This is a genomic window from Vibrio sp. 2433-A1, assembly GCF_056726085.1.
This window is the reverse complement of sequence record NZ_JBRESC010000003.1, coordinates 110,511-135,870: the sequence shown is the minus strand read 5'-3', so window position 1 is coordinate 135,870 and position 25,360 is coordinate 110,511. Positions and strand designations below refer to the sequence as shown.

Sequence of the window (25,360 nt, the reverse complement as noted above, 5' to 3'; positions counted from 1 at the left end):
TATGTATCGTTTGTATTGGACTGCGTTTTGCAGCTTGCTGACTAAAGAAGTGAACCGCTTTACTCGTATTTGGGTTCAGACTCTGGTTCCGCCAGCGATCACTATGACGCTTTACTTCATTATCTTTGGTAGCTTGATAGGTTCGCGCATTGGTGAGATGAACGGATTTAGCTACATGGAGTACATAGTACCGGGCTTGATCATGATGTCGGTGATTACTAACTCCTACTCAAATGTCGCCTCGTCATTCTTCAGTGCTAAGTTTCAAAAGAACATCGAAGAGTTGCTTGTCGCGCCAGTACCCAACTATGTGATCATCTTAGGCTTTGTTATGGGTGGCGTTGTTCGTGGCCTACTGGTTGGAACGATTGTTACATTTGTATCGCTGTTCTTTGTTGATCTACAAGTCGATCATTGGGGCATCATTATCGCAACGGTGTTTATGACCTCAGTAGTGTTTGCACTAGGAGGTTTGATCAATGCGGTGTTTGCCAAGACATTTGATGATATCTCGATCATTCCTACCTTTGTTTTGACACCTCTGACCTATCTTGGCGGTGTATTCTATTCGATCAGTTTGCTGCCTGAATTCTGGCAAGGCGTATCTAAGATCAATCCGATCGTCTATATGGTCAACGCGTTCCGTTATGGTTTCTTAGGTGTGTCGGATGTGGGTATTGTGACTTCGTTTAGTGTGCTCGGTGTGTTTGTTGTGGCACTTTACGTGGTGGCGCATTTCCTAGTGACACGCGGAATTGGCTTACGCAGTTAATAGCCTAAGGTAATTCTATAGAGCGACGCAGGAGAGAGTAGGGAATCTCCTTACGTTTTCAACTTGTTAGAAGAGATCTCCATTTCATTGTTCCTCACTCTCGAGGGTGACAGTAATAAAAAAGGGTTGATGCTTTCGCATCAACCCTTTTTAGCTTTTCATTAAGCTCTATTCTGCGCTTTCTGATGGTGCTTCAGGCGCTTCTTCTTCCTTCGACTCGACAACCATTTCAACTACTTGGTTATCAATCAAGCGAGCTTTGCCAAGGAATGCAGACATTAGAATCACCGCTTGAGTCGTCTCTTCGGTTACTGCTTGCAGTGTGCGAGCATCACGAATAAAGATCTCATCGGGATGCAGTCCTGCTGCGCGCAGTTGATCGCTAGCATCTTCAATTACCGAAGCGTAATCATCACGACCGCCACGCATAGCACTGCTGATCCAACGCATTGTACGTGCAAGTACTGGAGCACGTTGGCGTTCATCAATTGTCAGTAAGCCATTGCGAGAGCTCATTGCTAGGCCATCCATCTCACGTACTGTTGTGACGCCGATGATTTCGATATCGATTGCCAAGTCTTCAGTCATCTTACGAATGACAGCTAATTGCTGGAAGTCTTTTTCACCGAAGCAAGCTACGTCAGGTTGAACGATATTGAAGAGTTTCGTCACCACGGTGGCAACACCACGGAAGTGGCCTGGACGCGAGGCACCTTCAAGAATATTAGAAAGTCCCGGAACTTCCACTGAACTCTGAGTTTCTACTCCGTATGGGTAGATAATCTCAGGTGTTGGAGTGAACACTAACTCAACACCTTCAGCAGTTAATTTGCTGAGGTCGTCTTCTAACGTACGTGGGTAATTATTTAAATCATCAACACGGTCAAACTGCATCGGATTGACAAAGATGCTGACAACGACGATATCCGCATGTTCACGTGCTTTACGTACTAAAGTCAGGTGACCTTCGTGCAAGTTGCCCATGGTTGGGACAAATGCCACTTTACGGCCATCACGTTTGTACTGCTTGATTTGCTCACGAAGAGCGGCTATTTCGGCAAAAGTTTGCATGGCTAAATCCTTACGCGATGGTATGTGCTTCGCTAGGGAAGGCACCACTTTCTACATCTTCCTTGTATTTAGCGACAGCTTTACGCATGTCCCCCGTTTCAGCAAGGAAGTTTTTCGAGAATTTTGGCATGTAGTTCGCTGCAATTCCAAACATATCGTGCATAACTAAGATCTGACCATCAGTGACGTTACCTGCGCCGATACCAATGACAGGTACGTCACAAACTTCAGTAATTCGTGCGGCAAGCTCTTTAGGTACACACTCAAGTAGGATGATTTGAGCACCGGCTTCTTGAAGCGCAAGTGCATCACGTACCATGCGGTCTGCTTTATCTTGCTCACGGCCTTGAACTTTGAAGCCACCAAAGATATTCACCGATTGAGGTGTTAAGCCTAGGTGTGCACAAACCGGCACTGCACGTTCTGTAAGCGTCTTAACGGTATCAACTAACCAATCACCGCCTTCGATCTTAACCATGTTTGCTCCAGCACGCATTAGCGCAGCAGCGCTCTCAGACGCTTGCTCAGGCGTTGCGTAGCTCATGAATGGCATATCAGCCATTAATAGGCAGTTAGGGCTACCAGCGCGTACACAGCGCGTGTGGTAAGCAATATCTTCTACAGTGACAGGTAAAGTAGAAGATTCGCCTTGAAGAACCATGCCTAAAGAGTCACCGACCAACAGTACTGGCATCTCTTGGCTTTCGAATAGCTGGGCAAAGCTTGCATCGTAAGCGGTAGAAGTCGCGAATTTACGGCCTTCTTGCTTCCACTTCATCAGATCATTGATGGAAATTTTTTTCATGATTTTTCCTTACAGAATTTGGCTATGATTGCCAAATACGCAGACCGTTTTGGGCAACGACTTTGAGTAAGTCATCCAGTCTAGTCCCACATGGGAGGGTTAAATTTGGTGCGATTTCTGCGAGCGGGTAGAGCACAAACTCACGCTCTTTCATTCCATAGTGTGGAACGGTCAAACGCTCGGAATCCATCACCTCATTGCCATAAAGCAGAATATCGAGATCTAAGGTTCTTGGGCCCCAGCGTTCTTCTTTACGGACGCGCCCTTGCTCTAACTCAATTGTTTGAGTGCAATCGAGTAGTTCAAGTGGCGTTAATTCTGTTGTCAGCTCGATAACCGCATTGATGTAGTCAGGTTGATCCTGAGGCCCCATCGGTGTACTGCTGTAGAGCGACGAAGTTTGTACAAATTGCGTTTTAGGCAACTGTTTTAATGCATCAATAGCTACGTTAGCTTGAGATACTGGATCACCTAGATTACTGCCAACAGCGACAAATACTGTGATCATGATGATGCCTTAGGCTTTTTCTTGCGGTAATTTTTACGGCGGCGCTGACGCGGTTGGCCATCGCTACTTACGTCTAGGTCTGCCGCCATCGCTTGGCGCATGTTGCGACCAGCATTTTGGAAGGTTTCCCACCACTTAGCGAGTTCTTTGACTTCACCTTGCTCGATTTCACCACGCATTTCTAAGAAGTCGAAACCAGCGCGGAACTTATTAAGCTCCATCAAGCGGAAGGCACGTTTACCATTGCGGCGAGGCATACGCAGCTGTAACTGCCAGATCTCACGGATGGTCGCAGTATGGCGACGAGGAATCGCAATGGTACGTACTTGATCGTCAAGGATGTAGTTACTCGCTTCCATGATCGCATCGTAAGAGGAGAGTTTGCGTTTCTCCATCAACTGCTTGGCTTTCTCCTGCAGTGGATACCACAGCATGGCAGCGAACATAAACGCTGGGTTGATACGCTTACCTTCTTCGATACGTTGGTCGGTAGAATCAAGCACTAGGTCCAACATCTGCTCTGTTGGTGAGTCATACTCTTCAGTAAAGAACTCGGCAATGGTTGGGAATAGCTGCTGGAACAGGTTGTACTCACGCATTAAGTGATACGTCTCTAGACCATGACCAGACTGCAGCATTTTCAGTGACTCTTCGTACAGGCGAGCTGCCGGAATATCTTGCAGTAAGGCCGCCATCTCTTCGATTGGCGCAGCAGTATCTTCTTCGATATCAAAATCGAGCTTCACCGCAAAGCGAATCGCACGCAGCATACGCACTGGGTCTTCGCGGTAGCGTGTTTCAGGGTCGCCGAGCAAGCGGATAAGCTTATCTTCTAAATCTTCATGGCCGCCAGCGTAGTCGTGAATAGAGTAGTCGCCGATGTTGTAGTACATCGCATTGACGGTAAAGTCACGACGTTCAGCATCTTCATCGATTGTGCCATAAACGTTGTCACGAAGTAGCAATCCTTCTTTAGACTGCTGAGAAACGTTTTTGCTTGGCTCTTGGTGGTGGCCACGGAAAGTCGCGACTTCAATGATGTCACGACCAAACATAATATGTGCGAGACGGAAGCGACGGCCAATCAGACGGCAGTTCTTAAACAGCTGTCGGATCTGCTCTGGTGTTGCATTAGTCGCAATATCAAAATCTTTAGGCTGCTGTCCTAGTAATAAGTCACGAACGCCACCGCCGACTAGGTACGCATCAAAGCCAGCACCATTCAGACGGTATAACACCTTCAATGCATTATCACTGATCTGTTTGCGCGAGATGTTATGTTCTTGGCGAGTAATAATATTTAAAGCGAGCTCAGAGAATGTTTCTGTTTCGCTAGGTGTATAATCGTTTTTGTTCATGTGCATCTGGCAATAATTGGGCAAGCCAACCTTGCTTGAGTTTAATATTTTTGGGCCCATAAGGGGCGAATTTGCGGCTAATAATAGCTTACAGCGAGCGGTTTGAGAATATTGGCGTGATCTCGGTCGTTTCTGGTAGTTGAACTACGCGCCAATTTTTAACGCCCCATGCAATGATTTCTTCCACGCTAGCAGATTGAATTTCTTTATCAATATCAAAGCCTAAGAAACTCATTGCATCCAATAGTGCGGGCTTTGGATTGCTATTATCAATCGCTTTTGCATGATTTTGTTTGGACAATTTATGTCCACTTTCATCCAGTGCTAATGGTAGATGTAAGTAGCTGACTGGCTCTGCATCAAGCATTTGATAGAGACTAATCTGACGTCCAGTCGGTTCGATTAGGTCAGCGCCTCTCACCACTTCGGTGATGCCTTGTTCGATGTCATCTAATACTACGGCAAGATTGTAAGCAAATAACCCATCTCGGCGCTTTATAATAAAATCTTCATCTGCCAATACAGCAGGAATAGTTAAAATACCATGACGCTGATCTTCAAATTGGTAGATCGGATGTGTCATGCGCAGTCGAATCGCACATTGTTGATGATTCTGCAAAGCTAAACCGCGACAGGTACCGGTATAAAACCCACCTGACGCTTTAATTTGTTTGCGAGTACATTGGCAGTAATACGCTTGACCAGACTGAAGCCAACGATTGATTTGCTCTTGATACCGTTCGTGACGCTGGCTTTGGTAAACGACTTCGCCATCCCAATGGAGCTGATATGCTTCTAGAGTTTCGAGAATAAGTGAACTCGCGCCCAGCATTTCTCTAGGCGGATCAAGATCTTCAATGCGAACTAACCACTGGCCTTGTTGTGACTTTGCTTGAAAGTAACTGCCGAGTGCAGCAATCAGTGAGCCAAAGTGTAATGGACCAGAAGGAGAGGGGGCGAAACGGCCAATATAACTCATAGATGGGTACTGTTTTTAATAAACCAAAAAGGGAGCCAAAGCTCCCTTCAATAGTCAGACAAAGCAATAATTAGCCTTGCATCTGCTTCTCTTTGATTTCTGCAAGTGTTTTACAGTCAATACAAAGGTCTGCAGTTGGACGAGCTTCAAGACGGCGGATACCAATCTCGATGCCACAAGATTCACAGAAGCCAAAATCATCTTCTTCGATTTTATTTAGCGTCTTTTCAATCTTCTTGATTAGGCGACGTTCACGATCACGGTTACGTAGCTCTAAGCTAAACTCTTCTTCTTGAGAAGCACGGTCAACGGGATCTGGAAAATTTGCTGCTTCGTCCTGCATGTGGTGCACAGTGCGATCAACTTCTTCCATGAGCTGGTTGCGCCAAGCTGATAAAATTTTTGTAAAATGAGCCATTTGCTCAGGTGACATGTATTCTTCACCTGCTTTCTCTTGGTATGGCTCAACCCCTGCAATGGCTAGGATGCCTAGCGCTTTTTTCTTTGATTCTGGCATGCAGCATCTCCTACTAACACCTAATCAACTGCGCTCGCAGTTAATTTAAGGCGGGTATCTATAGCAAAAAGAGTCATCAGAGGCAAATACTGGTGAGTAAAGTTATTGTCAATGTGAAGGCGTCATCACTTTTAGCCGTTAATGACTGAAATTAAGCGCTTCGACTAATTTTATCTCACTGTTGGAAAGTTGTGCTTTGTAGCACACCACTTCCACCCCTTGCTCTTGTGCGTATTTAAGTAATTGTGAATATTTGGCGTCTATATGGGTTGCAGGAGAAACTTTTTCAATACCTGAATGTAAAACAGTAAACAAAAGTACCGCTCTGCTTCCATTTTGCGCCATTTCTGTGAGTTCTCTCAGATGCTTCTGACCACGTGTGGTAACCGCATCTGGGAAATACCCTTGCCCCGGTTTTTTCTCATCCAATAAGGTGACGCTTTTGACCTCTATATAGCATTTTGGTGCATTTTCTGAATTGAGCAAGATATCAATCCGGCTATTTTCTTTGCCATATTTCACTTCAGTTTGAAGTAGGTCGTATCCTTGGAGCTCTTTAATGACACCAGACTCGATAGCTTCAACGGCCAATTGGTTTGCTCTGGCGGTATTGATGCAGATGCGGTGACCTAAGGTGGTTTCAGTCAGTTCCCAGCTATTTGGGTACTTTCTCTTTGGGTTATCAGAGGTGGAATACCACACTTTATTGCCTTGAGTCGCGCAACCTGTCATCGCACCCGTGTTGGCACAATGGATGGTTCGCTCGCTTCCATCTGGCAAAGTAATGTCAGTCAGAAAACGTTTGTAGCGCTTGATTAGTGTTGCTTGTTCTAATGGTGGTTCGAACTTCATTTGGCACTGTTTTTATGTACAATAGTTCCACTCATTACACCACAAGGTTTCCCCATTGTCACAATTGCCTATTCAAGGCGTGATGCCAGAACTACTCTCTGGTGTACGCGAAAGCTCTCAGCTGATTTTAAAAGCGGCTCCTGGTGCAGGTAAATCGACCTACTTTCCTTTGCAATTGCTACTAGAAAACGTAGTTGATGGCAAAATCATCATGCTTGAACCAAGACGTTTAGCGGCGAGAAACATTGCTCGTTATCTTGCCAACCAACTGGGTGAAAGTGTCGGTGAGCGTATTGGTTATCGTGTCCGCGGGGAGAACAAAACCAGTGCGCGTACTCAGCTTGAAGTCGTGACCGAAGGGGTTCTAACTCGTATGATCCAATCGGATCCTGAACTGTCAGGTATTGATTTGGTTATCTTTGATGAGTTCCATGAACGTAGCATTCATGCCGATACCGCGTTAGCTTTTTGTCTAGAGATTCAAGAGGCGTTACGTGACGATCTTAAATTGGTGGTGATGTCGGCGACACTTGATCAGCATGCGCTTGGCAAATTGCTGCCTGAGGCGGTGTTTATTGAGTCGCACGGGCGCAGTTACCCCGTTGAGTATCGCTATATCAATGCCAAAGCTAATGATCGTTTAGAAGATTTGATGGCGAAACAGATCACTAGCCTGATGAGTAGCGAAAGCGGCTCTTTACTCGCATTTTTACCCGGCGTGGCAGCCATTAAGCGGGTTGAAGATAAATTGCAAACTCTTCCTGCTAACGTTCAAGTGTGTCCTTTGTACGGACAATTGGATTTTGCTCAGCAGCAAGCGGCGATTCAACCAGCAAGAGATGGGCAACGTAAGGTAGTGTTGGCAACCAACATTGCTGAAACGTCATTAACGATTGAGGGTATCCGCTTGGTGGTCGATTCAGGTTTAGAGCGTGTCGCTAAGTTTGATCTAAAAAGTGGTGTTACGCGCTTAGAGCAAGTACGAATTGCGCAATCTTCTGCTGAGCAGCGCGCAGGGCGAGCGGGGCGTATCGAAGCTGGGATTTGTGTTCGTCTCTACAGTGAAGGTCAACTCAATCAGCAACCTTATGTGCCTCAAGCTGAAATTGTGCATAGTGATTTATCAAATTTAGTTCTAGAGCTAGCACAATGGGGTGCACAAAACCCAGAAGACTTGTGCTGGTTAGACACTCCTCCTGCGGCGGCGGTTAATCAGGCCAAGTCGCTATTGCTGCAACTTGGCCTCATCGATAGTAAAGGCCAGCTCACCGAAGCGGGCGTATTAGCGGGTGAGCTTGGATTAGAGCCAAGAACCAGTGCGATGCTAGCCAATGCGGGTGGTGAATTGAATACTGCGCTGGCGATTAGTGCGTTACTCGAAGAGCCTGAGCGAAACACGCTCGACTTTATGCATAGCGTTCACCGCTTAAAATCGGTTAAACACAGTAAGCAAAAGCTAGTGACTCAACGAACCAAAACGCTAGCGGCTAAGATGAAGCATCGTTTTGAGCTCTCACAGATTAATGAATCTCAGGTTGCTTGTTTGCTGGCGATGGCGTTTCCGGACCGAGTTGCGCAGGCGCGGCGCAATCAATTGGGCCGGTTTATTCTCGCTAATGGTCACGGTGCGCAGCTGCAAGATACCGAACGTCTGGCAGCCAGTGAGTATTTAGTTGTTATCGATCTGATGCGCGGTCAGTCTGACTCGTCGATGATCTACTCTGCGCTTGAGTTAGATATTGCTCAGCTGCAATCGCATTGCCCTGATTTATTTGTAGCTATTGATAGCGTTGATTGGGATGAACAGAAAGGACGTTTGGTTGCAGAGCGACAGACAAAACTAGGTAGGCTTGTTATTGACAGTAAAGCGCTGCCTGAGCCATCTAGCGAAAAAATGACCGAAGCTTTACTTACTTTTATTCAGCGTAAAGGGCTATCAGTATTAAATTGGACGCCAGCGAGCCAAGAGCTATTAGAACGGCTGCGCTGCGGACAGGAGTGGTTGCCAGAGCAGTCATGGCCAGATCTTGATGATGCAAGTCTGTTGGCTAATTTAGATGGTTGGTTAGCGCCTTACTTGAATGGCATTAACTCAGTTAAAGCAATGGCTAAAGTCGATCTTGAAGCGGCGTTATTGGCGTATATAGGTTGGCCACTGAATCAAGACATTGAACAGTGGTTGCCAACTCATTACCAAGTTCCAACTGGTAGCAGAAAGAAAATTCGTTACCAACAAGGGCAAGAGCCCGTATTATCGGTGCGCATGCAAGAAGTATTTGGTGAGCAAGCGTCACCAGAAATCGCGCAAGGAAGAAAGCGACTGGTATTGGAGTTACTCTCTCCGGCTCAAAGGCCGCTGCAGGTGACCCGAGACCTAGCAAGCTTTTGGACGGGCGCTTACAAAGAAGTACAAAAAGAGATGAAAGGGCGCTATCCAAAACATGTTTGGCCGGATAATCCAGCGACACATGTAGCGACAACTAAAACCAAACGACAGTTAAACTCATGACCAAGAAGAACACGACGGCGAGCGCAAAAAGTAAAACAACCAAAACGGCCAAAAAGCCAGCTCGTAAATCGAGTCGCAAGCCGACCAAACGTAAAACGAATAACTCAGGTCAGCGCCATTGGCTGAAAATGCTCTGGGGAATTGGTTGGAAACTAGGTATAGCTGTATTCGCTGTGCTGTTATTCGTCGGTATTTACCTTGACAGCGTCGTCAAACAGCGCTTTGAGGGACAGTTGTTTGATTTGCCTACAGTAGTGTATGCACGCATCTTGAATCTTGCGCCTGGTGATGCGGTTACCATTCAGGAAGTGCGTAACGAGTTAGATGTGCTGAACTATCGTAAAGTGCGCCAGCCTCGTTACCCTGGTGAATACTCTTCATCCTCAACCAAGATTGAGCTGATTCGTCGACCGTTTGAGTTTAGCGATGGCCCTGAGCCTGATCGTCATGTAATGCTATATTTCGATTCCAACAGCCTAACCCGTATTCAATCTCTGGAGAAAAAAGGAGATATGGGGTACTTGCGTATCGAACCAAAAATGTTGGGGATGTTGGAAAAGAATAACGATCAACAACGTCTGTTCTTACGCCGTGACCAATTCCCTGAAGTGATGGTTGATGCATTACTCGTCACAGAAGATCGCGACTTCTATCAGCATGATGGTGTTTCCCCGTTGGCGATTGCTCGTGCTTTAGTTGCCAACGTCAAAGCGGGTCGCACGGTTCAAGGTGGCAGTACCTTGACTCAACAGTTAGCAAAAAACATCTTCCTGTCTAGTGATCGCACCTTGTGGCGAAAAGTGCGTGAAGCCTATATCGCACTTATTCTCGACTACCGTTACAGCAAAGATCGCATCTTAGAAGCGTATCTAAATGAAGTCTATTTGGGTCAAAGCGGCGGTGAAGCGGTGCATGGTTTTGGTCTTGCATCTCGCCTTTACTTCGGTCAGCCGATTCAAGAGCTACGCATCGATCAATTGGCTTTGCTAGTAGGTATGGTGAAAGGCCCATCTTATTACAACCCGATTCGTTTTCCTGAACGTGCCAAAAAGCGTCGTGATTTAGTTTTGCGTCTTATGATGCAACAAGGCATCTTAACCGCGAATCAATTTGATATGGCGGCGAGTCGACCACTGGATATTCAAGACAACCCACGTATTGCCAGCAGACAGCCTGCTTACTTTCAACAGCTTAAAATTGAACTGAAAGAAAAAGTCGGCGAAGCGTTTCAGTCGGATGTTGGTCTACGAGTATTCACTTCACTTGATCCGGTTTCACAGCAAAAATTGGAGCAAGCGATCGCGCGTAAGATCCCTCAGTTAGCCAATGTTGCAGGTAAGTCCTTGGAAGGTGCAGCGGTAGCGGTTGACCGTCATACGGGGGAAATTCGCGCTATGGTTGGTGGTAAACGTACTGGCTATGATGGCTTTAACCGCGCGCTAAATGCCAGTCGTCAAATTGGCTCGTTAGCGAAACCTGCTGTTTATCTTGCCGCGTTAGAGCAGCCGGAGAAATATAACTTAGCCACGACCTTGCATGATAAGCCAATTAGCTTAAAGGGCAGCAAAGGCAATATTTGGTCACCAAGAAACTATGACCGCAAGTTCCGGGGTGACGTACCGCTTTATACCGCATTGGCTAAATCACTCAATGTCCCAACGGTTGAACTGGGCATGCGGGTCGGTATACCTAGTGTGGTCAAAACCTTAGAGAAACTTGGCGTTGATAAAAGTGAAATACGCCCAGTGCCATCAATGTTCTTAGGTTCATTTACTCTGACGCCATTCCAAGTTGCACAGATGTACCAAACGCTGACTAATTCTGGTAAACAAGCGAAGTTGTCCGCGCTGCGTTCAGTGATTGATCTTGATGGCAATGTACTATTCCAATCATTGCCACGAGTTTCTCAAACTGTAGACCAGCAAGCAGCATGGCTTACCACTTATGCCATGAAGCGCGGCGTGTTAGAAGGCACCGGGCGTTACCTCAATCATCAATTTGCTTGGGCGGCGTTAGCGGGTAAAACTGGTACCAGTAATGACACCAAAGATAGTTGGTTTGTCGGTGTGGATGGTCGTGAGGTGACCACTATTTGGCTTGGGCGTGACGATAATAAGTCGACCAAGCTAACAGGTGCGAGTGGTGCACTGCGAGTTTACGCTGAGTACCTAAAGCATCGTATTCCTCAAAAGTTAGCATTGCCTTGGCCACATGAGATCTCAACGTATGGCTTTGCAAAAACTGCACAAGGCAATTTGGCTCTCGATTGCAGTAACGATTTTAAGCTACCAGTCTGGGATGCCGAAGGAACGTTTAAAAGCCAGTGTGACAACCAACCGAAGCAATGGATCCACAAGCTATTTAACTGGTAGCGATCAATTTGATGAATAATTATAAGAATTAGGCCTTTACGCCATTTTACGCACCCAGTATAAACGTAAGAACGAACTTAGAAAGGAACTCGCACTGTGAGAAAGATGACTTACCTCATCATAAGCATATTCAGCATGATGACATTTGGTGTGATGGCGCAATCGCCCGGTAAGGAAGCGTCAAGACCAAAAGTTGCTTTAGTTCTGGCTGGTGGTGGAGCCAAAGGTGCAGCACATATTGGCGTGCTAAAAGCGCTCGAAGAGCTCAGAATTCCTGTTGATTACATTACTGGCACCAGTATGGGGTCCTTTGTTGGTGGATTATACGCGACAGGAATGAGCGCTGAAGAGATTGAATCTTTTATTGATACCGTCGACTGGAATAGTGGTTATCGCGATCGCGTTGATCGTAGTCAGCGAAAAGTGCAAGACAAAGAGTACGAAGATAGATACCAGCTGACCACTGATCTTGGTCTACGCTGGGGCGAGGTTCGCGCGACTAAGGGGATTGTTCAAGGGCAGGGGATGCTGAAATTATTACGTGAAACTGTGGGGAATCTACCTCCTTTTCACTCGTTTGATCAATTAGCGATCCCCTACCGTTCTGTGGCGACGGACATTGTTCATTTAAAGCCAGTCATCATTGGTGAGGGATATCTTGTTGATGCCATGATGGCGAGTATGTCGGTGCCGGGGGCATTGCCTCCATATAAGTTAAATGGACAGTTATTAGTTGATGGTGGCGTGACCAATAACATGCCTGTTGACGTGGCTCGTGAGCTTGGTGCTGATATTGTTATTGCTGTGGATATCAGCACTGAGTATAAAAATGAAGAGGACTTTACCAACTTATTTAGTGTCGCTGATCAGCTTTCTAATTACTTGGTGCGCAGTACCACTAACAGTCAAGCTGAAACCTTAACTGACAAGGATTATTTCTTACACCCCAAAGTAGGCAAAATGCAAACCACAGAGTTTGACAAAATGCCTGAAGCGTTCGAAAAGGGCTATCAAGAAGCGATGGCGTTCAAGGATAAGTTGAGTAAGCTCAGCCTATCGTCGGCAGACTATCAAGCCTATTTAGAACATAAGCAAAATGCTCGGAAAAAGCTGCGTTATGGCGACAATATTACGGTTGAAAATATCGTCATTAATAATAATACCCACTATTCTGATGACCTACTTGAGAAGCGTTTAGGTTTAAAAGAGGGAGAACAGTACAAAATTGCTCAAGTGGAAGATAGTGTCCAAGCGCTTTATGCCCTAGACCGCTTTGAGTTGGTGACCTATCGTTATGATAACCTTAATGGGGAAGACAGCCTAATATTCGACGTAAACGAAAAGTCTTGGGGGCCAAATTACCTCAATTTTCGTTTCTTTTTAGAAGATGATTTTTCGACAGATAGCCAATATTCATTAGGTACCTCAGCTAATTTCACTGACCTGAACTCTGAAGGTGCGGAGTTAAGAACTAACTTCGAAATCGGTACCGACAAACTTATCGAATTTGAGTTCTACTCCCCTTTTCTGTCTAGTCAAAAAAGTTTTACTACATTAGAGCTTGCGTACCGCAATGAAAAGCATAATGCGCCGCTATCTGGATTTGAGGATACATCTCTTAAAGCAACAAAGGACTATCTGCCAGTCTCTTATCGTCAGTGGTCAGCAGAATGGGCACTTGGCTATCAAGATACCTTATGGCGTCGTTTCATGTTGGGTATCCGTTATGTGGATGGAACAGGGGGCTTGTCGACTTTACCAAGTTATGGCGACTCCAGTTATACTCGCTTAGGCGCTTTTGCTAGCTACAAAATTGATACCTTAGATAACTTTAGTTTACCAACCAAAGGCATCTATTTAGATCTCGATTATATGGTGTCTCATGATAATAGTTTGAATGAAGCCCAACTCTCCAATCCGGAGAGAGAAAAGGATACTTCTTATGAGTTTGGTGCTAAGTTTATCGCCGCTCATACTTTTTCTCGCCATACTTTGGTCGCGAATGCTGATCTTGGTTTTGTGACGAGTAAGAACTCGTCAGTCCCACTTGATCCTAAAGCTATTGGTGGTTTTTTAAACCTGTCAGGGATCCCTCGCAATAGTTTAATTGGTGAGAATAAAGTGTATGGCAGTTTGATCTATCGTTACCGCTGGTTTGATAATGACTTTGGCCTCTTTACATCACCTTTCTATGTCGGTACATCTTTAGAGTATGGTGGTGTCTGGTCAGGAAAGGATACCGATTTGAGCGAAGCGCCGTTGTATGTCGCAGGGTCAGTGTTTGCTGGGGTCGATTCACCAATAGGCCCGATTATGTTTGGTTATGGCCGAACAGAGAAAAACTATGACTCGGTCTATTTGATCATAGGTACGACCTTTAAGTAGCTAAAAAGGTATGCCTTATAGTAGTCTTCCATTCTTATTGAGCGGGATATTACACTGACTTAACAACGAAAATCATAGAACTTTAGTCTTAAGTTGCTATGTTGGTCAAAATGATGAGATTTTAATTTAAGGTTAAATTTGCTATTCTACCGCCCACAGTTTGGCCTCTCTGGCACTGTTTCTCAGTCAGCATTGAATGAAAAATATGGCAAGGAGAGCCAAGTTTCCAAGGATGTTCACTCCCTTATTCTTTGAATAAATAGTAATAAGAGGGAGGAACCGCAATGAGAGGAAAAAAGTCGTGCTTGAAGCCTACCGTAAACACGTCGAAGAGCGTGCTGCCGAAGGAGTTGTTCCTAAACCACTAGATGCTGAGCAAGTTGCCGGCCTAGTTGAACTTCTTAAAACCCCCCCTCAAGGTGAAGAGGCATTTATTCTTGACCTACTAGAGAATCGAATCCCACCTGGTGTTGATGAAGCTGCATACGTAAAAGCAGGCTTCTTGACGGCAGTAGCAAAAGGTGAAGTGGAATCACCGCTTGTAAGCCGTGAAAAAGCAGCGGAATTACTTGGTACTATGCAAGGTGGTTACAATATTGCACCGCTTGTCGAGTTCTTAGATGATGAACTACTTGCCCCGATCTCTGTAAAAGCGTTATCTCATACGCTACTTATGTTTGACGCTTTCTACGACGTAGAAGAAAAAGCAAAAGCAGGCAATAGTTACGCACAACAAGTACTTCAGTCATGGGCGGACGCTGAGTGGTTTACTGCAAAAGAAAAAGTCGCAGAAAAGATCACCGTTAAAGTATTCAAAGTCACTGGTGAAACAAACACTGATGACCTATCTCCAGCACCCGATGCATGGTCTCGTCCTGATATCCCAGTACACGCGAAAGCGATGCTGAAGATGGAGCGTGATGGCATTAACCCTGATGATGCAGGTAATGTTGGTCCAATCAAACAAATCGAAGAGCTACAGAAAGACGGTATCCCACTTGCTTACGTAGGTGATGTTGTTGGTACTGGTTCTTCACGTAAATCTGCGACAAACTCTGTGCTTTGGTTTATGGGTGAAGATATCCCATACGTACCGAACAAACGCACTGGTGGTGTGTGTCTAGGTGGTAAGATCGCGCCAATCTTCTACAACACAATGGAAGATTCAGGTGCACTACCGATCGAATTAAATGTGCAAGACATGAACATGGGTGATGTGATTGATATCTACCCATACGAAGGTGTTGTACGCAAAGACGGCGCGGAGATCTCAAGTTTTGAATTAAGCAAAGTACTACTTGATGAAGTGCGTGCTGGTGGTCGTATCCCACTGATCATCGGTCGTGGTCTAACAAGCCGTGCTCGTACATCTCTAGGTCTAGAAGAAACAGACCTATTTGCTAAGCCTGTTGACCCATCTGCTTCAGATAAGGGCTACACGCTCGCTCAGAAGATGGTTGGTAAAGCATGTGGTGTTGAAGGCGTTCGCGCAGGTCAATACTGTGAGCCTAAAATGACAACGGTTGGTTCTCAGGATACTACGGGTCCTATGACGCGTGATGAGCTAAAAGACCTTGCGTGTCTAGGCTTCTCTGCTGATCTTGTGATGCAGTCTTTCTGTCATACATCGGCATACCCTAAACCAGTTGACGTAAATACTCACCACACACTACCTGATTTCATCATGAACCGTGGCGGTGTATCACTACGTCCGGGTGATGGTGTTATCCACTCATGGCTAAACCGTATGCTACTACCTGATACAGTAGGCACAGGTGGTGACTCGCATACTCGTTTCCCACTAGGTATTTCGTTCCCTGCGGGTTCTGGTCTTGTAGCATTTGCTGCAGCGACAGGTGTTATGCCACTTGATATGCCAGAATCAATCTTGGTGCGCTTCAAAGGTGAAATGCAGCCAGGTATCACGCTACGTGACCTAGTACATGCCATTCCACTATACGGCATCAAGCAAGGTCTACTAACGGTAGAGAAAGCCGGTAAGATCAACGAATTCTCTGGCCGCGTTCTAGAGATCGAAGGTGTTGAACACTTATCTGTTGAGCAGGCATTTGAGCTTTCAGATGCATCGGCAGAGCGCTCTGCTGCAGGCTGTACCGTTAAGCTGTCTCAAGAGTCTATCGAAGAGTACCTAAACTCGAACATCACTATGCTTAAGTGGATGATCGCAGAAGGTTACGGTGACGTACGTACGATTGAGCGCCGCATTAAAGGCATGGAAGAGTGGTTGGCTAACCCTGAACTTCTATCGGCAGATGCAGATGCAGAATACGCACACGTAATCGAAATCGATCTAGCGGATATTACAGAACCAGTGCTATGTGCACCAAACGATCCAGATGACGCACGTCTACTGTCTGAAGTGCAAGGTACAGAGATTCAAGAAGTGTTCATCGGTTCTTGCATGACGAACATCGGTCACTTCCGTGCAGCGGGTAAGATGCTAGAAGAGTTTAATGGTTCTCTAAGCACTCGCCTATGGGTTGCGCCACCAACTAAGATGGATAAAGACCAGCTAACGGAAGAAGGTTACTACGGTATCTTTGGCCGCGCTGGGGTTCGTATTGAAACTCCGGGTTGTTCTCTATGTATGGGTAACCAGGCACGCGTAGCAGACAAAGCAACAGTAATGTCTACATCAACGCGTAACTTCCCGAACCGCCTAGGTACAGGTGCTAACGTTTACCTAGCGTCTGCAGAGCTTTCTGCAGTGGGTGCAATCTTAGGTCGTATTCCGACTAAAGAAGAGTACCTAGAGTACGCGAAGAAGATTGATGCAACGGCAGCAGATACATACCGCTACCTCAATTTCCATCGTATGGATCAGTACACCAATAAAGCGGACCAAGTGATCTTCCAAGAGCCAGCTTAATGGCATCATGAATATTGACTAGCTAAACAAGCGCCCACCTATTGGTGGGCGCTTTTTTTTCAGCGTTACTTGCGACTGAACTTCACAAGGCCGAATCCAGCACAGCGAGTATATTGAGTCGAAAGCTTCAAGTTAAAGTAAAGACTAGCGCTTGAAAGTGAATTGGCGGTTTATTTTTCTGTAAATTCGACCTCTTCATTCGAGACTAGAGGAGCAATACACTTGGTGAAATTTCGTAATTCTGATACAGGTACTTCGGATTCAGTTTTATCGCCATTATCTACTGATAATAATTTAACCTTGGCCTTTTCATCTTTAACAACGATTTCCACTCGAACAGAGTATTTTCCATCGGGAAGCTGGTGATTATCTGCACAGTGAATGATGTATGGGGAATCTTGTTCTGCATACGCGAAACTTGAAGTAAATAGAGCGGCAGCGACTAACGTAAAGAATTTCATGGAAAATGTCCTTATATAGGTGTGGTCATAGTGACTCTATATGGACAATCCCACTCACAACAAGTTCATGGAATTGAACGAAGTTTCGTCAAATGGCATAAACTGACCACTAATATGTTGGACGCATCTGCGTTGATGTAGTTTTATAATGCCGAAAATCAAACTTGTGGAATAAATACGAGGTCTGCTGTGGAATTTGAATTCATTCGTAATACCTTGATGGGCGAATACTATGTTAAGTCCAGTATGGGGCATGAAATTGTAGCTCGTTGGTTACAAGAGGAAATAAGCAATGATTGGCAGAAAATCGAGAAAGTAGAAAACCTGCTTGAGCAAGTTCGCCAAGCGCCTCAACTTGAACACACGCTTGTCGGTGCGGAGATTTCACTCAATGCCCAAGGTGACGAGATTGTGGTACAAGAAAATGTGCTTGGCCACGGCCAAGAGATAGACGCAGGCAGTGAGTTTGATTTTTACGATAGTGAAAGTACCGCTAGCTGCGGCATTGATGATTTTGAAGATCTTATTGAGCAGTGGAAAACGTTCTTAACGACTAAGTAGTGCACTTAATTGGTGAACGTTAGTTATGTTGCTTTAATGTTGTGAAAAGGGCGCACCGATATGGTGCGCCCTTTTTGTTTTTATGTTGCTCTTTAAATGTATTTTCTATTTAAATCAATGAGATATAAAGTTGGCACGCACCTTGGATTGTATAAGACAAAAGGATGACAGCTTGCAGAGAGGATGCGATGAAACTTATTAATGCGATTATCAAACCGTTCAAATTAGATGACGTACGTGAAGCCCTAGCCGATGTTGGTATTGAGGGTATGACGGTCTCAGAGGTAAAAGGTTTTGGCCGTCAGAAAGGCCACACTGAACTGTACCGTGGTGCAGAATACCAAGTGGACTTCTTACCGAAAGTAAAACTAGAGATCGCAACTCAAGCGGAAAATGTTGATCGAGTGATTGAAGCGGTATCTAAAGCTGCGCACACCGGGAAAATTGGCGATGGTAAAATCTTCGTGTATGACCTTAGCCAAGCCGTACGTATTCGTACCGGTGAAATGGACGCTGAAGCGCTATAAGAATTCAAAGGACTGGAGACAATAAGATGGAATTATCAACAACAGTAACTGAGTTACGTTACGCACTAGACACTTTTTTCTTCCTAATTTCAGGTGCGTTAGTAATGTGGATGGCAGCGGGTTTTGCAATGTTAGAAGCAGGCCTAGTTCGCTCTAAAAATACAACCGAGATCTTAACTAAAAACATCTGCCTATACGCGATTGCTTGTACCATGTACCTGATTGTGGGCTACAACATCATGTATGTCGATAATGGCGATAGCAGTTGGCTACCATCGTTTGGCGCACTGATCGGCACTCAAGGTGAGGGCGCAGACCACTCACTTGAATCTGACTTCTTCTTCCAAGTGGTATTCGTTGCAACAGCAATGTCAGTGGTATCAGGTGCAGTAGCTGAACGTATGAAGCTTTGGTCATTCCTAATCTTCTCAGCTGTTCTAACGGCGTTTATCTACCCAATGGAAGGTTACTGGACTTGGGGCGGTGGTTTCCTATCACAAGCGGGTTTCAGTGATTTTGCTGGCTCAGGCATCGTTCACATGGCAGGTGCTGCGGCGGCGCTAGCAGGTGTACTACTACTAGGTGCTCGTAAAGGTAAATATGGTAAGAACGGTGAAATCTACCCAATTCCAGGTTCGAATATGCCTCTAGCAACATTAGGCACATTCATCCTTTGGTTCGGTTGGTTTGGTTTCAACGGTGGTTCGCAGTTGATGGTTTCTGATTTTGAGAACGCAACAGCCGTTGGTCAAATCTTCCTTAACACAAACGCAGCAGCAGCAGCGGGGGCAATTGCAGCGCTACTTGTATGTAAAACGACTTGGGGCAAAGCAGACTTAACCATGATTCTAAACGGTGCATTAGCAGGTCTTGTTGCAATTACTGCAGACCCTCTATCACCATCACCGTTATACGCTGTTGCTATTGGTTCAGTTGCGGGAGCACTCGTGGTATTTAGTATCATCGGTTTAGACAAGGTTAAGATTGATGATCCAGTAGGTGCGATTTCAGTTCACGGTGTGTGTGGTTTCTTCGGTCTAATGGTTGTGCCGCTGAGTAATGCAGACGCGACATTTGGTGCTCAGCTACTTGGTGCTGCCGTGATATTTGCTTGGGTATTTGGTGCAAGCTTGGTGGTGTGGGCTATCCTTAAAGCGACAGTAGGTATTCGAGTTTCAGAAGACGAAGAGCTAGAAGGTATGGATATGCATGACTGTGGTGTTGGCGCTTATCCTGAGTTTGTAACGGTGAAATAATTTACAAGCGGTTACATATTTCTAAGGCAAAAACCTGCTCAGATGAGCAGGTTTTTTTGTTCATAGTCATTGTTTTCTAAATTATGATGAATATAATAACGCAACTGATAAACGTTATCATTACGATATTAAAGGACTGAACCAATGAAAAAATTGCTGACTCTTTCTGCATTAGCTTGTGCGACAATTGCACCAACAGCGGCAATCGCTGCAGAAGAAGTGAACGTATACTCTTACCGTCAACCTTTCCTAGTTGAGCCTATGTTCAACGAGTTCACTAAAGAGACGGGCATTAAAGTAAACGTTAAGTTTGCAAAGAAAGGTCTAGCAGAGAAGCTGGCTCAAGAAGGCGAATACAGCCCAGCTGACGTTATCCTAACGGTAGATATCAGCCGTCTATCTGAGCTAACTAAGAAAGACCTCGTTCAAGCGGTAGAAAGCGACGTCCTTGAGAAAAACATCCCAGCGCAGTACCAAGATACTGACAATAAGTGGTTTGCTCTAACAACTCGTACTCGTAGCGTTTACTCTTCACGTGACCGTGTTGGTCGTCTAGGTGATGATTTCACATATGCAGACCTAGCTAAGCCTGAGTTCAAAGGTAAGATCTGTACTCGTAGCGGTAAGCACCCATACAACGTATCTCTAGTATCTGCGATGATCGCTCATAAAGGCGAAGCGGAAACGAAAGAGTGGCTAGAAGGCGTGAAAGCAAACCTAGCTCGTAAACCTCAAGGTAACGACCGTGCACAGGTTAAAGCGATCAAAGAAGGTCTATGTGACGTTTCTCTTGGTAACAGCTACTACCTAGGTAAGATGGTTAACGATAAAGAGCAGAAAGCATGGGCTGACGCGGTATACATTAACTTCCCTAACCAAGAGACAACAGGTACTCACGTAAACATCTCTGGTATGGCGATGGCTAAGTACTCTCCTAACAAAGAGAACGCAGTTAAGCTAATGGAATTCCTAGCGGGTAACACAGCTCAGAGCATGTACGCAGAAGTTAACTACGAATACCCAGTGAAAGCAGACGTGAAACCTTCTGAGCTAGTTGCATCTTGGGGTGAATTCAAAGCAGACACTATCTCTCTAGATGCAATTGCTGATCACCACGAAGCGGCAATTAAACTTCTAGATGAAGTTAAATTCGACCTATAATAGTCTGAATAGTGGGTCTCTGACCTATTAGAGTACAACCTCAAGCTGTCTGGTTTTAAGGCACTTGGGGTTGTTTGTTTTATACTGAAACACTTCCACTGCACGCTAATGTACAGTGTACCTTGAAGTCACTTACGTATATCGGTATAAATACCCCTAGACTATCAAAGGGATATGAGATGTATTTGCAAACGCATTTATATTTCATACAGCCTCGTTGTAATTAGGCGATGAAAGAAAAGAATTACTTATGGAAAACCAGTAGCGGAGTATTAGCTGTGCTACTGGTTTTGCCGATCTTAGCAATATTCACTACCGCTGTTGGCGAAACAAATGAGCTTTTCACTCATTTGATGTCCACAGTGATGCCCACCTATGCCTACAATACAGTTGTCCTCGTGTTAGGTACTATGGCGCTTTCTCTTGTTCTAGGTATTCCTTCTGCGTGGATTATGGCAATGTGCCGTATCCCCGGTGAGAAAGTACTGCAATGGGCACTGGTGCTTCCTCTCGCGATGCCAGGCTATATTGTCGGTTATATTTTTACGGACTGGTTTGATTTTGCAGGGCCAATTCAAATCCTATTGCGTGATGTAACTGGCTGGGGACCTGGGGAGTATTGGTTCCCAGATATTCGCACCATTAGCGGTGCGATCATCGTTCTATCGTTAGTATTGTATCCATACGTCTATCTACTTTGCCGCGCTGCATTTATGGAGCAAAACGTCTCGCTACTGCAGTCAGCTCGTCTATTAAAGTGCTCTCCTTGGGAGAGTTTTCGCCGCATCTCACTACCTCTAGTTCGTCCTTCGATTGCGGTTGGTCTTTCTCTGGTTGCGATGGAAACCATTGGTGACTTTGGCACGGTCAGTTACTTTGCGGTGAATACACTAACTACGGCGGTTTATGACACTTGGCTTGGTTATTCGAGCCTGACCGCTGCAGCCAAGATCTCTGCAATTATGCTAGTGGTGGTTATCTTGCTGCTTAGCTCTGAAAGATATAGTCGTCGCAAGCAGAAGCTATTCCAAAATCAATTTAGCAGTCGCGAAGATTTTCGTTACGTGTTGGTAGGGTGGAGAAAGTGGTTAGCGGTCTCTTGGTGCTGGGGATTAGTTTGTATCGCCTTTATTTTCCCGCTTGGTCAGCTCATTATCTATGCTTACAAGTATTTTGCCCAAAGTTGGACTGCAGAGTTTCGTGAGTACGCACTGAATAGTCTATATGTTTCGTTCACTGCGGCGATTATTGGTGTCTTGGTTGCGCTGGTGGTTAACTTCTGCCAACGAGTAAATCCAGGCCGAAGAAGTTTGGCATTTATGCGTATCTCATCGATGGGCTATGCTGTACCGGGAACTGTCTTAGCGATTGGTGTCATGGTTCCAGTTTTATTTATGGATCATTTAGTGAATGATGTTGCTAAGTGGATGGAGTGGGGTAGACCGGGGCTGATTTTCTCGGGCTCAATGTTCGCACTGATTTTTGCCATGGTAGTGCGCTTTTCTGCGGTAGCAATTGGCAGTATTGAAAGCAGCTTGAGTAAAGTCTCTCCTTCGCTCGATATGGCTTCTCGCACTATGGGCTGTAACGCTAACTCGATGCTATGGCGCATCCACTTTCCATTGGTTCGTCGTGGTGCTTTGATTGCTGGCCTACTTGTCTTTATCGAGTCAATGAAAGAGCTTAATGCCGCGCTATTACTAAGACCTTTTAACTTTGAAACCTTGGCTACGTACGTTTATAACTTTGCCTCTGATGAGCACTTGGAACTGGCTGCGATGCCGGCGGTGTTGCTTGTTTTGGTCGGTTTAGTTCCGCTAGTCATTGTTAACCGTTCTTTGGAGCATTCCCACTAATGAGCTGTGCATTATCTATTAATAACTTAACGTGTAAATACGATGAGCAGACAACGGTTTTAGAGTCTTTGTCACTCGAAGTTGCTCAAGGTGAGATTGTTTGTCTGCTAGGTGCAAGTGGCTGTGGTAAGACAACTTTACTTAAAGCTATTGCGGGCTTATTGCCATTAAGTTCAGGCACTATGAGCTTGAATTGTATGATGATTGATGATGGAGCGAATTGGTTACCACCCGAGCAACGTAATATCGGCATGATCTTTCAAGATTATGCGCTGTTCCCTCATCTGACAGTGGCAGAAAACGTCGCTTTCGGTCTACGTGATGTTTCTGCAGCTGATAAAAATGCCAAAGTTGCCGAGATGCTGGATCTAGTACATCTATCCGGTTATGCAGAGCGTTATCCTCACCAACTCTCTGGTGGTCAACAGCAACGTGTCGCGATTGCACGTTCACTGGCGTATAAGCCAGATCTATTGCTGCTTGATGAACCGTTTTCGAATATTGATACTCAAGTGCGTCATGAGTTGATTGGTGAGATCCGTAAGATCTTCAAGAAGCAGGGGGTGACCGCTATTTTTGTGACTCACAGCCGTGAAGAGGCGTTCGCATTTGCTGATAAAATGGCCGTGATGAACCACGGTGTTATCGAGCAATATGGCACGGCAAGTGAGCTCTACTATCAGCCGTCAAGTAAGTTTGTTGCTGATTTCTTAGGTGGAGGTAGCTACTTGAGCGCGACTCGTTCATCTGAGTCTGAGTTTGAAACTGAGCTTGGTATAGTGGAAGCGACAGCGCAGCAGCATATTCAGATTGGCGATCAGTGTGAGTTACTACTGCGCCCACAGCATGTACAAATTAGTGCTGCAGAAGAGAGTGCTGTGACCGTACTTGAGCAGCAGTTTATGGGCGACCATTGCCGTTATGTGATTGATGCGAGTGGCAGTCGTCTATTAGCAAGCTCAGCTGAGCCATTAACGATTGGCCAACAGGTGTCAGTCAAGGTGGAAACCCAAGGTGTTCTAGCCTTCTAAAGATAAAAAAGCCCGGTATGCAATCCATACCGGGCTTTTTAGTTTCAAATTAAGTCTAGTGAGACTATAGCTGCAAAAAGTCTTTCACTTGCTGAACAACTGTCTCTGCGGTCTCTTTATCCGCCATTTCTGCAAAGATACGCAGCAGTGGTTCAGTACCAGAGAAGCGAGCGATCACCCAGCCACCATTCTTAAAGTACACTTTGGCCCCATCGTCATAGCTAACCTTGTCGATCTCATACTCAAACTCAGGTAACTGTTTTTCAACATAGATACGGCTGTACAGAGTCTCTTTCTGGGCAGGCTTAAAGGTGCAGTCACCCTCTGCGGTATAAGCGTAGCCATATTTACCGTAGATTTCATCAAGCAGCTCAGACAGTTTTTTGCCAGTAACGGATAGCATTTCTACCAATAGGCTTGAAGCAAACACACCATCTTTACCTTTGATATGGCCACGAATCGTTAGACCACCAGAGCTCTCACCGCCAATCAGTGAGTCATCGGCTTCCATCTGCGAGCTGATGTGCTTAAAGCCCACTGGAACTTCGAAAGATTTCTCGCCATGATCTTCAGCGATCTTATCGAGAATATGTGTGGTAGCAATATTACGTACTACCGACCCTTTCCAGCCTTTGTATTCCAGTAGGTAGTAGTAAAGCAGCATTAGCACTTCATTCGGGTGAATAAAGTTACCTTTTTCATCGATGATCCCTAAGCGGTCAGCATCGCCATCAGTACCAATACCAATATCGTAGCCTTCAGCCGCCACAAGGTGTTTTAGGCGATATAGGGTTGCGGCACTTGGTGATGGCATTAAGCCACCAAAATCAGGGTTTTTGCCGTCATTGATTACGTCAACATCACAACGACCATTGATCAATACTGTCTGTAGCGCATTTTTCGCCACACCAAACATTGGGTCGATCAGTACGCGTAAGTTGGCTTTTTTGATTGATTCGATATCAATGAAGTTAATGATCGAGTCAACAAACTCGTTCATTGGGTTAATCACTTCAACCAGCTTATCTTCAACCGCTTGTTCAAATTCGACTGACTTTACTTTAGCTAGCGTTAGTTGAGCGATTTGAGTTTCAATTTTTTCAGTGATGATTTCATCTGCATCACGTCCGCCTTCAATAAACACCTTAATACCGTTGTAGTCGGCCGGGTTGTGTGAAGCCGTGATACATGCCGAGTAGGCACAGCCCATCTCTTTGGCCTTGAACATCACGATGGGGGTTGGGACAAACTTATCAATAAAGCTAACTTTGATAGCATTGGCTGCGAGTACTTCTGTAAACCAGCGGCCTGCTTTGTCTGATAAAAAGCGGCGGTCATAGCCGACCACGAAACCTTTGTCTGCCACTTGTTCGTTGTTAATGATGTTTGCTAGTGCTTGGGCGACGAGTTGGACATTGTCTTTGGTAAACTCTTCGCCGATAAATGCGCGCCAACCACCTGTTCCGAACTTAATCATGGTTTAATCCTT

20 protein-coding genes are annotated in these 25,360 nt (G+C 45.4%); 11 read left to right on the top strand and 9 right to left on the bottom strand.

The features are described from left to right. Nucleotide 1: 1 nt before the first annotated feature. Nucleotides 2–772 carry an ABC transporter permease gene (locus tag ACU01J_RS04435; RefSeq protein WP_481084582.1) on the top strand — a complete coding sequence of 257 codons (771 nt, stop codon included), beginning with the start codon at nt 2–4 and terminating at the stop codon, nt 770–772. 168 nt (nt 773–940) lie between these two features. Here ACU01J_RS04435 and panC read toward each other — a convergent pair whose 3' ends face one another. From panC to sfsA, 7 genes are all read right to left on the bottom strand, one after another. Beyond that, on the bottom strand, nt 941–1,843 hold the full coding sequence (gene panC, locus ACU01J_RS04430; protein WP_481084581.1) for a pantoate--beta-alanine ligase: 903 nt from the start codon (nt 1,841–1,843) through the stop codon (nt 941–943). A 10-nt stretch (nt 1,844–1,853) separates the two neighbouring features. Continuing rightward, entirely contained in the window at nt 1,854–2,648 is a 795-nt protein-coding gene (gene panB, locus ACU01J_RS04425) for a 3-methyl-2-oxobutanoate hydroxymethyltransferase (RefSeq protein WP_481084580.1), read from the bottom strand. A gap of 22 nt (nt 2,649–2,670) precedes the next feature. Beyond that, a complete protein-coding gene (gene folK / locus ACU01J_RS04420; protein ID WP_481084579.1) occupies nt 2,671–3,156 on the bottom strand; it encodes a 2-amino-4-hydroxy-6-hydroxymethyldihydropteridine diphosphokinase in 486 nt (161 codons plus the stop codon). After that, on the bottom strand, nt 3,153–4,520 hold the full coding sequence (pcnB, locus tag ACU01J_RS04415; protein ID WP_481084578.1) for a polynucleotide adenylyltransferase PcnB: 1,368 nt from the start codon (nt 4,518–4,520) through the stop codon (nt 3,153–3,155). Before pcnB ends, folK begins: the two co-directional genes overlap by 4 nt. Nucleotides 4,521–4,602: 82 nt before the next feature. Further along, entirely contained in the window at nt 4,603–5,493 is an 891-nt protein-coding gene (gluQRS, locus tag ACU01J_RS04410; protein ID WP_481084577.1) for a tRNA glutamyl-Q(34) synthetase GluQRS, read from the bottom strand. A 70-nt stretch (nt 5,494–5,563) separates the two neighbouring features. Next, complete coding sequence (gene dksA, locus ACU01J_RS04405; protein WP_053441150.1) at nt 5,564–6,010, bottom strand: RNA polymerase-binding protein DksA; 447 nt, start codon at nt 6,008–6,010, stop codon at nt 5,564–5,566. A 138-nt stretch (nt 6,011–6,148) separates the two neighbouring features. Beyond that, the gene (gene sfsA / locus ACU01J_RS04400; protein ID WP_481084576.1) at nt 6,149–6,862 is read right to left on the bottom strand and encodes a DNA/RNA nuclease SfsA; all 714 of its coding nucleotides are present in this window, start codon (nt 6,860–6,862) and stop codon (nt 6,149–6,151) included. Between the two features lie 55 nt (nt 6,863–6,917). Between sfsA and hrpB the strand changes: the two genes are divergently transcribed. The 4 genes from hrpB (at nt 6,918) to acnB (ending at nt 17,018) form a co-directional block, all read left to right on the top strand. Further along, nucleotides 6,918–9,371 carry an ATP-dependent helicase HrpB gene (gene hrpB / locus ACU01J_RS04395; RefSeq protein WP_481084575.1) on the top strand — a complete coding sequence of 818 codons (2,454 nt, stop codon included), beginning with the start codon at nt 6,918–6,920 and terminating at the stop codon, nt 9,369–9,371. Beyond that, complete coding sequence (gene mrcB / locus ACU01J_RS04390; protein WP_481084574.1) at nt 9,368–11,743, top strand: penicillin-binding protein 1B; 2,376 nt, start codon at nt 9,368–9,370, stop codon at nt 11,741–11,743. Before hrpB ends, mrcB begins: the two co-directional genes overlap by 4 nt. Nucleotides 11,744–11,878: 135 nt before the next feature. Beyond that, entirely contained in the window at nt 11,879–14,128 is a 2,250-nt protein-coding gene (locus tag ACU01J_RS04385; protein ID WP_481084701.1) for a patatin-like phospholipase family protein, read from the top strand. 301 nt (nt 14,129–14,429) lie between these two features. Continuing rightward, nucleotides 14,430–17,018: a bifunctional aconitate hydratase 2/2-methylisocitrate dehydratase gene (acnB, locus tag ACU01J_RS04380; RefSeq protein WP_481084573.1), complete on the top strand. Its 2,589-nt coding sequence runs from the start codon at nt 14,430–14,432 to the stop codon at nt 17,016–17,018. 170 nt (nt 17,019–17,188) lie between these two features. On the opposite strand, the gene ACU01J_RS04375 is transcribed toward acnB, so the two are convergent. Continuing rightward, entirely contained in the window at nt 17,189–17,479 is a 291-nt protein-coding gene (locus ACU01J_RS04375; protein ID WP_481084572.1) for a hypothetical protein, read from the bottom strand. A gap of 189 nt (nt 17,480–17,668) precedes the next feature. Here ACU01J_RS04375 and ACU01J_RS04370 point away from each other — a divergent pair, with 189 nt between their 5' ends. The 6 genes from ACU01J_RS04370 (at nt 17,669) to ACU01J_RS04345 (ending at nt 23,871) form a co-directional block, all read left to right on the top strand. Further along, nucleotides 17,669–18,040 carry a YacL family protein gene (locus ACU01J_RS04370; RefSeq protein ID WP_481084571.1) on the top strand — a complete coding sequence of 124 codons (372 nt, stop codon included), beginning with the start codon at nt 17,669–17,671 and terminating at the stop codon, nt 18,038–18,040. A 188-nt stretch (nt 18,041–18,228) separates the two neighbouring features. Continuing rightward, nucleotides 18,229–18,567, top strand: a complete 339-nt coding sequence (gene glnK, locus ACU01J_RS04365; protein ID WP_004742633.1) for a P-II family nitrogen regulator — start codon at nt 18,229–18,231, stop codon at nt 18,565–18,567. Nucleotides 18,568–18,593: 26 nt separating this feature from the next. Next, the gene (locus tag ACU01J_RS04360) at nt 18,594–19,823 is read left to right on the top strand and encodes an ammonium transporter (RefSeq protein WP_481084570.1); all 1,230 of its coding nucleotides are present in this window, start codon (nt 18,594–18,596) and stop codon (nt 19,821–19,823) included. 144 nt (nt 19,824–19,967) lie between these two features. Continuing rightward, a complete protein-coding gene (locus ACU01J_RS04355; RefSeq protein ID WP_481084569.1) occupies nt 19,968–20,984 on the top strand; it encodes a Fe(3+) ABC transporter substrate-binding protein in 1,017 nt (338 codons plus the stop codon). Nucleotides 20,985–21,214: 230 nt separating this feature from the next. Continuing rightward, nucleotides 21,215–22,840 carry an ABC transporter permease gene (locus tag ACU01J_RS04350; RefSeq protein WP_481084568.1) on the top strand — a complete coding sequence of 542 codons (1,626 nt, stop codon included), beginning with the start codon at nt 21,215–21,217 and terminating at the stop codon, nt 22,838–22,840. After that, complete coding sequence (locus tag ACU01J_RS04345) at nt 22,840–23,871, top strand: ABC transporter ATP-binding protein (RefSeq protein ID WP_481084567.1); 1,032 nt, start codon at nt 22,840–22,842, stop codon at nt 23,869–23,871. Before ACU01J_RS04350 ends, ACU01J_RS04345 begins: the two co-directional genes overlap by 1 nt. A 64-nt stretch (nt 23,872–23,935) precedes the next feature. On the opposite strand, the gene ACU01J_RS04340 is transcribed toward ACU01J_RS04345, so the two are convergent. Beyond that, nucleotides 23,936–25,348, bottom strand: a complete 1,413-nt coding sequence (locus ACU01J_RS04340) for a phosphoglucomutase/phosphomannomutase family protein (protein WP_481084566.1) — start codon at nt 25,346–25,348, stop codon at nt 23,936–23,938. Between the last annotated feature and the right edge of the window lie 12 nt (nt 25,349–25,360).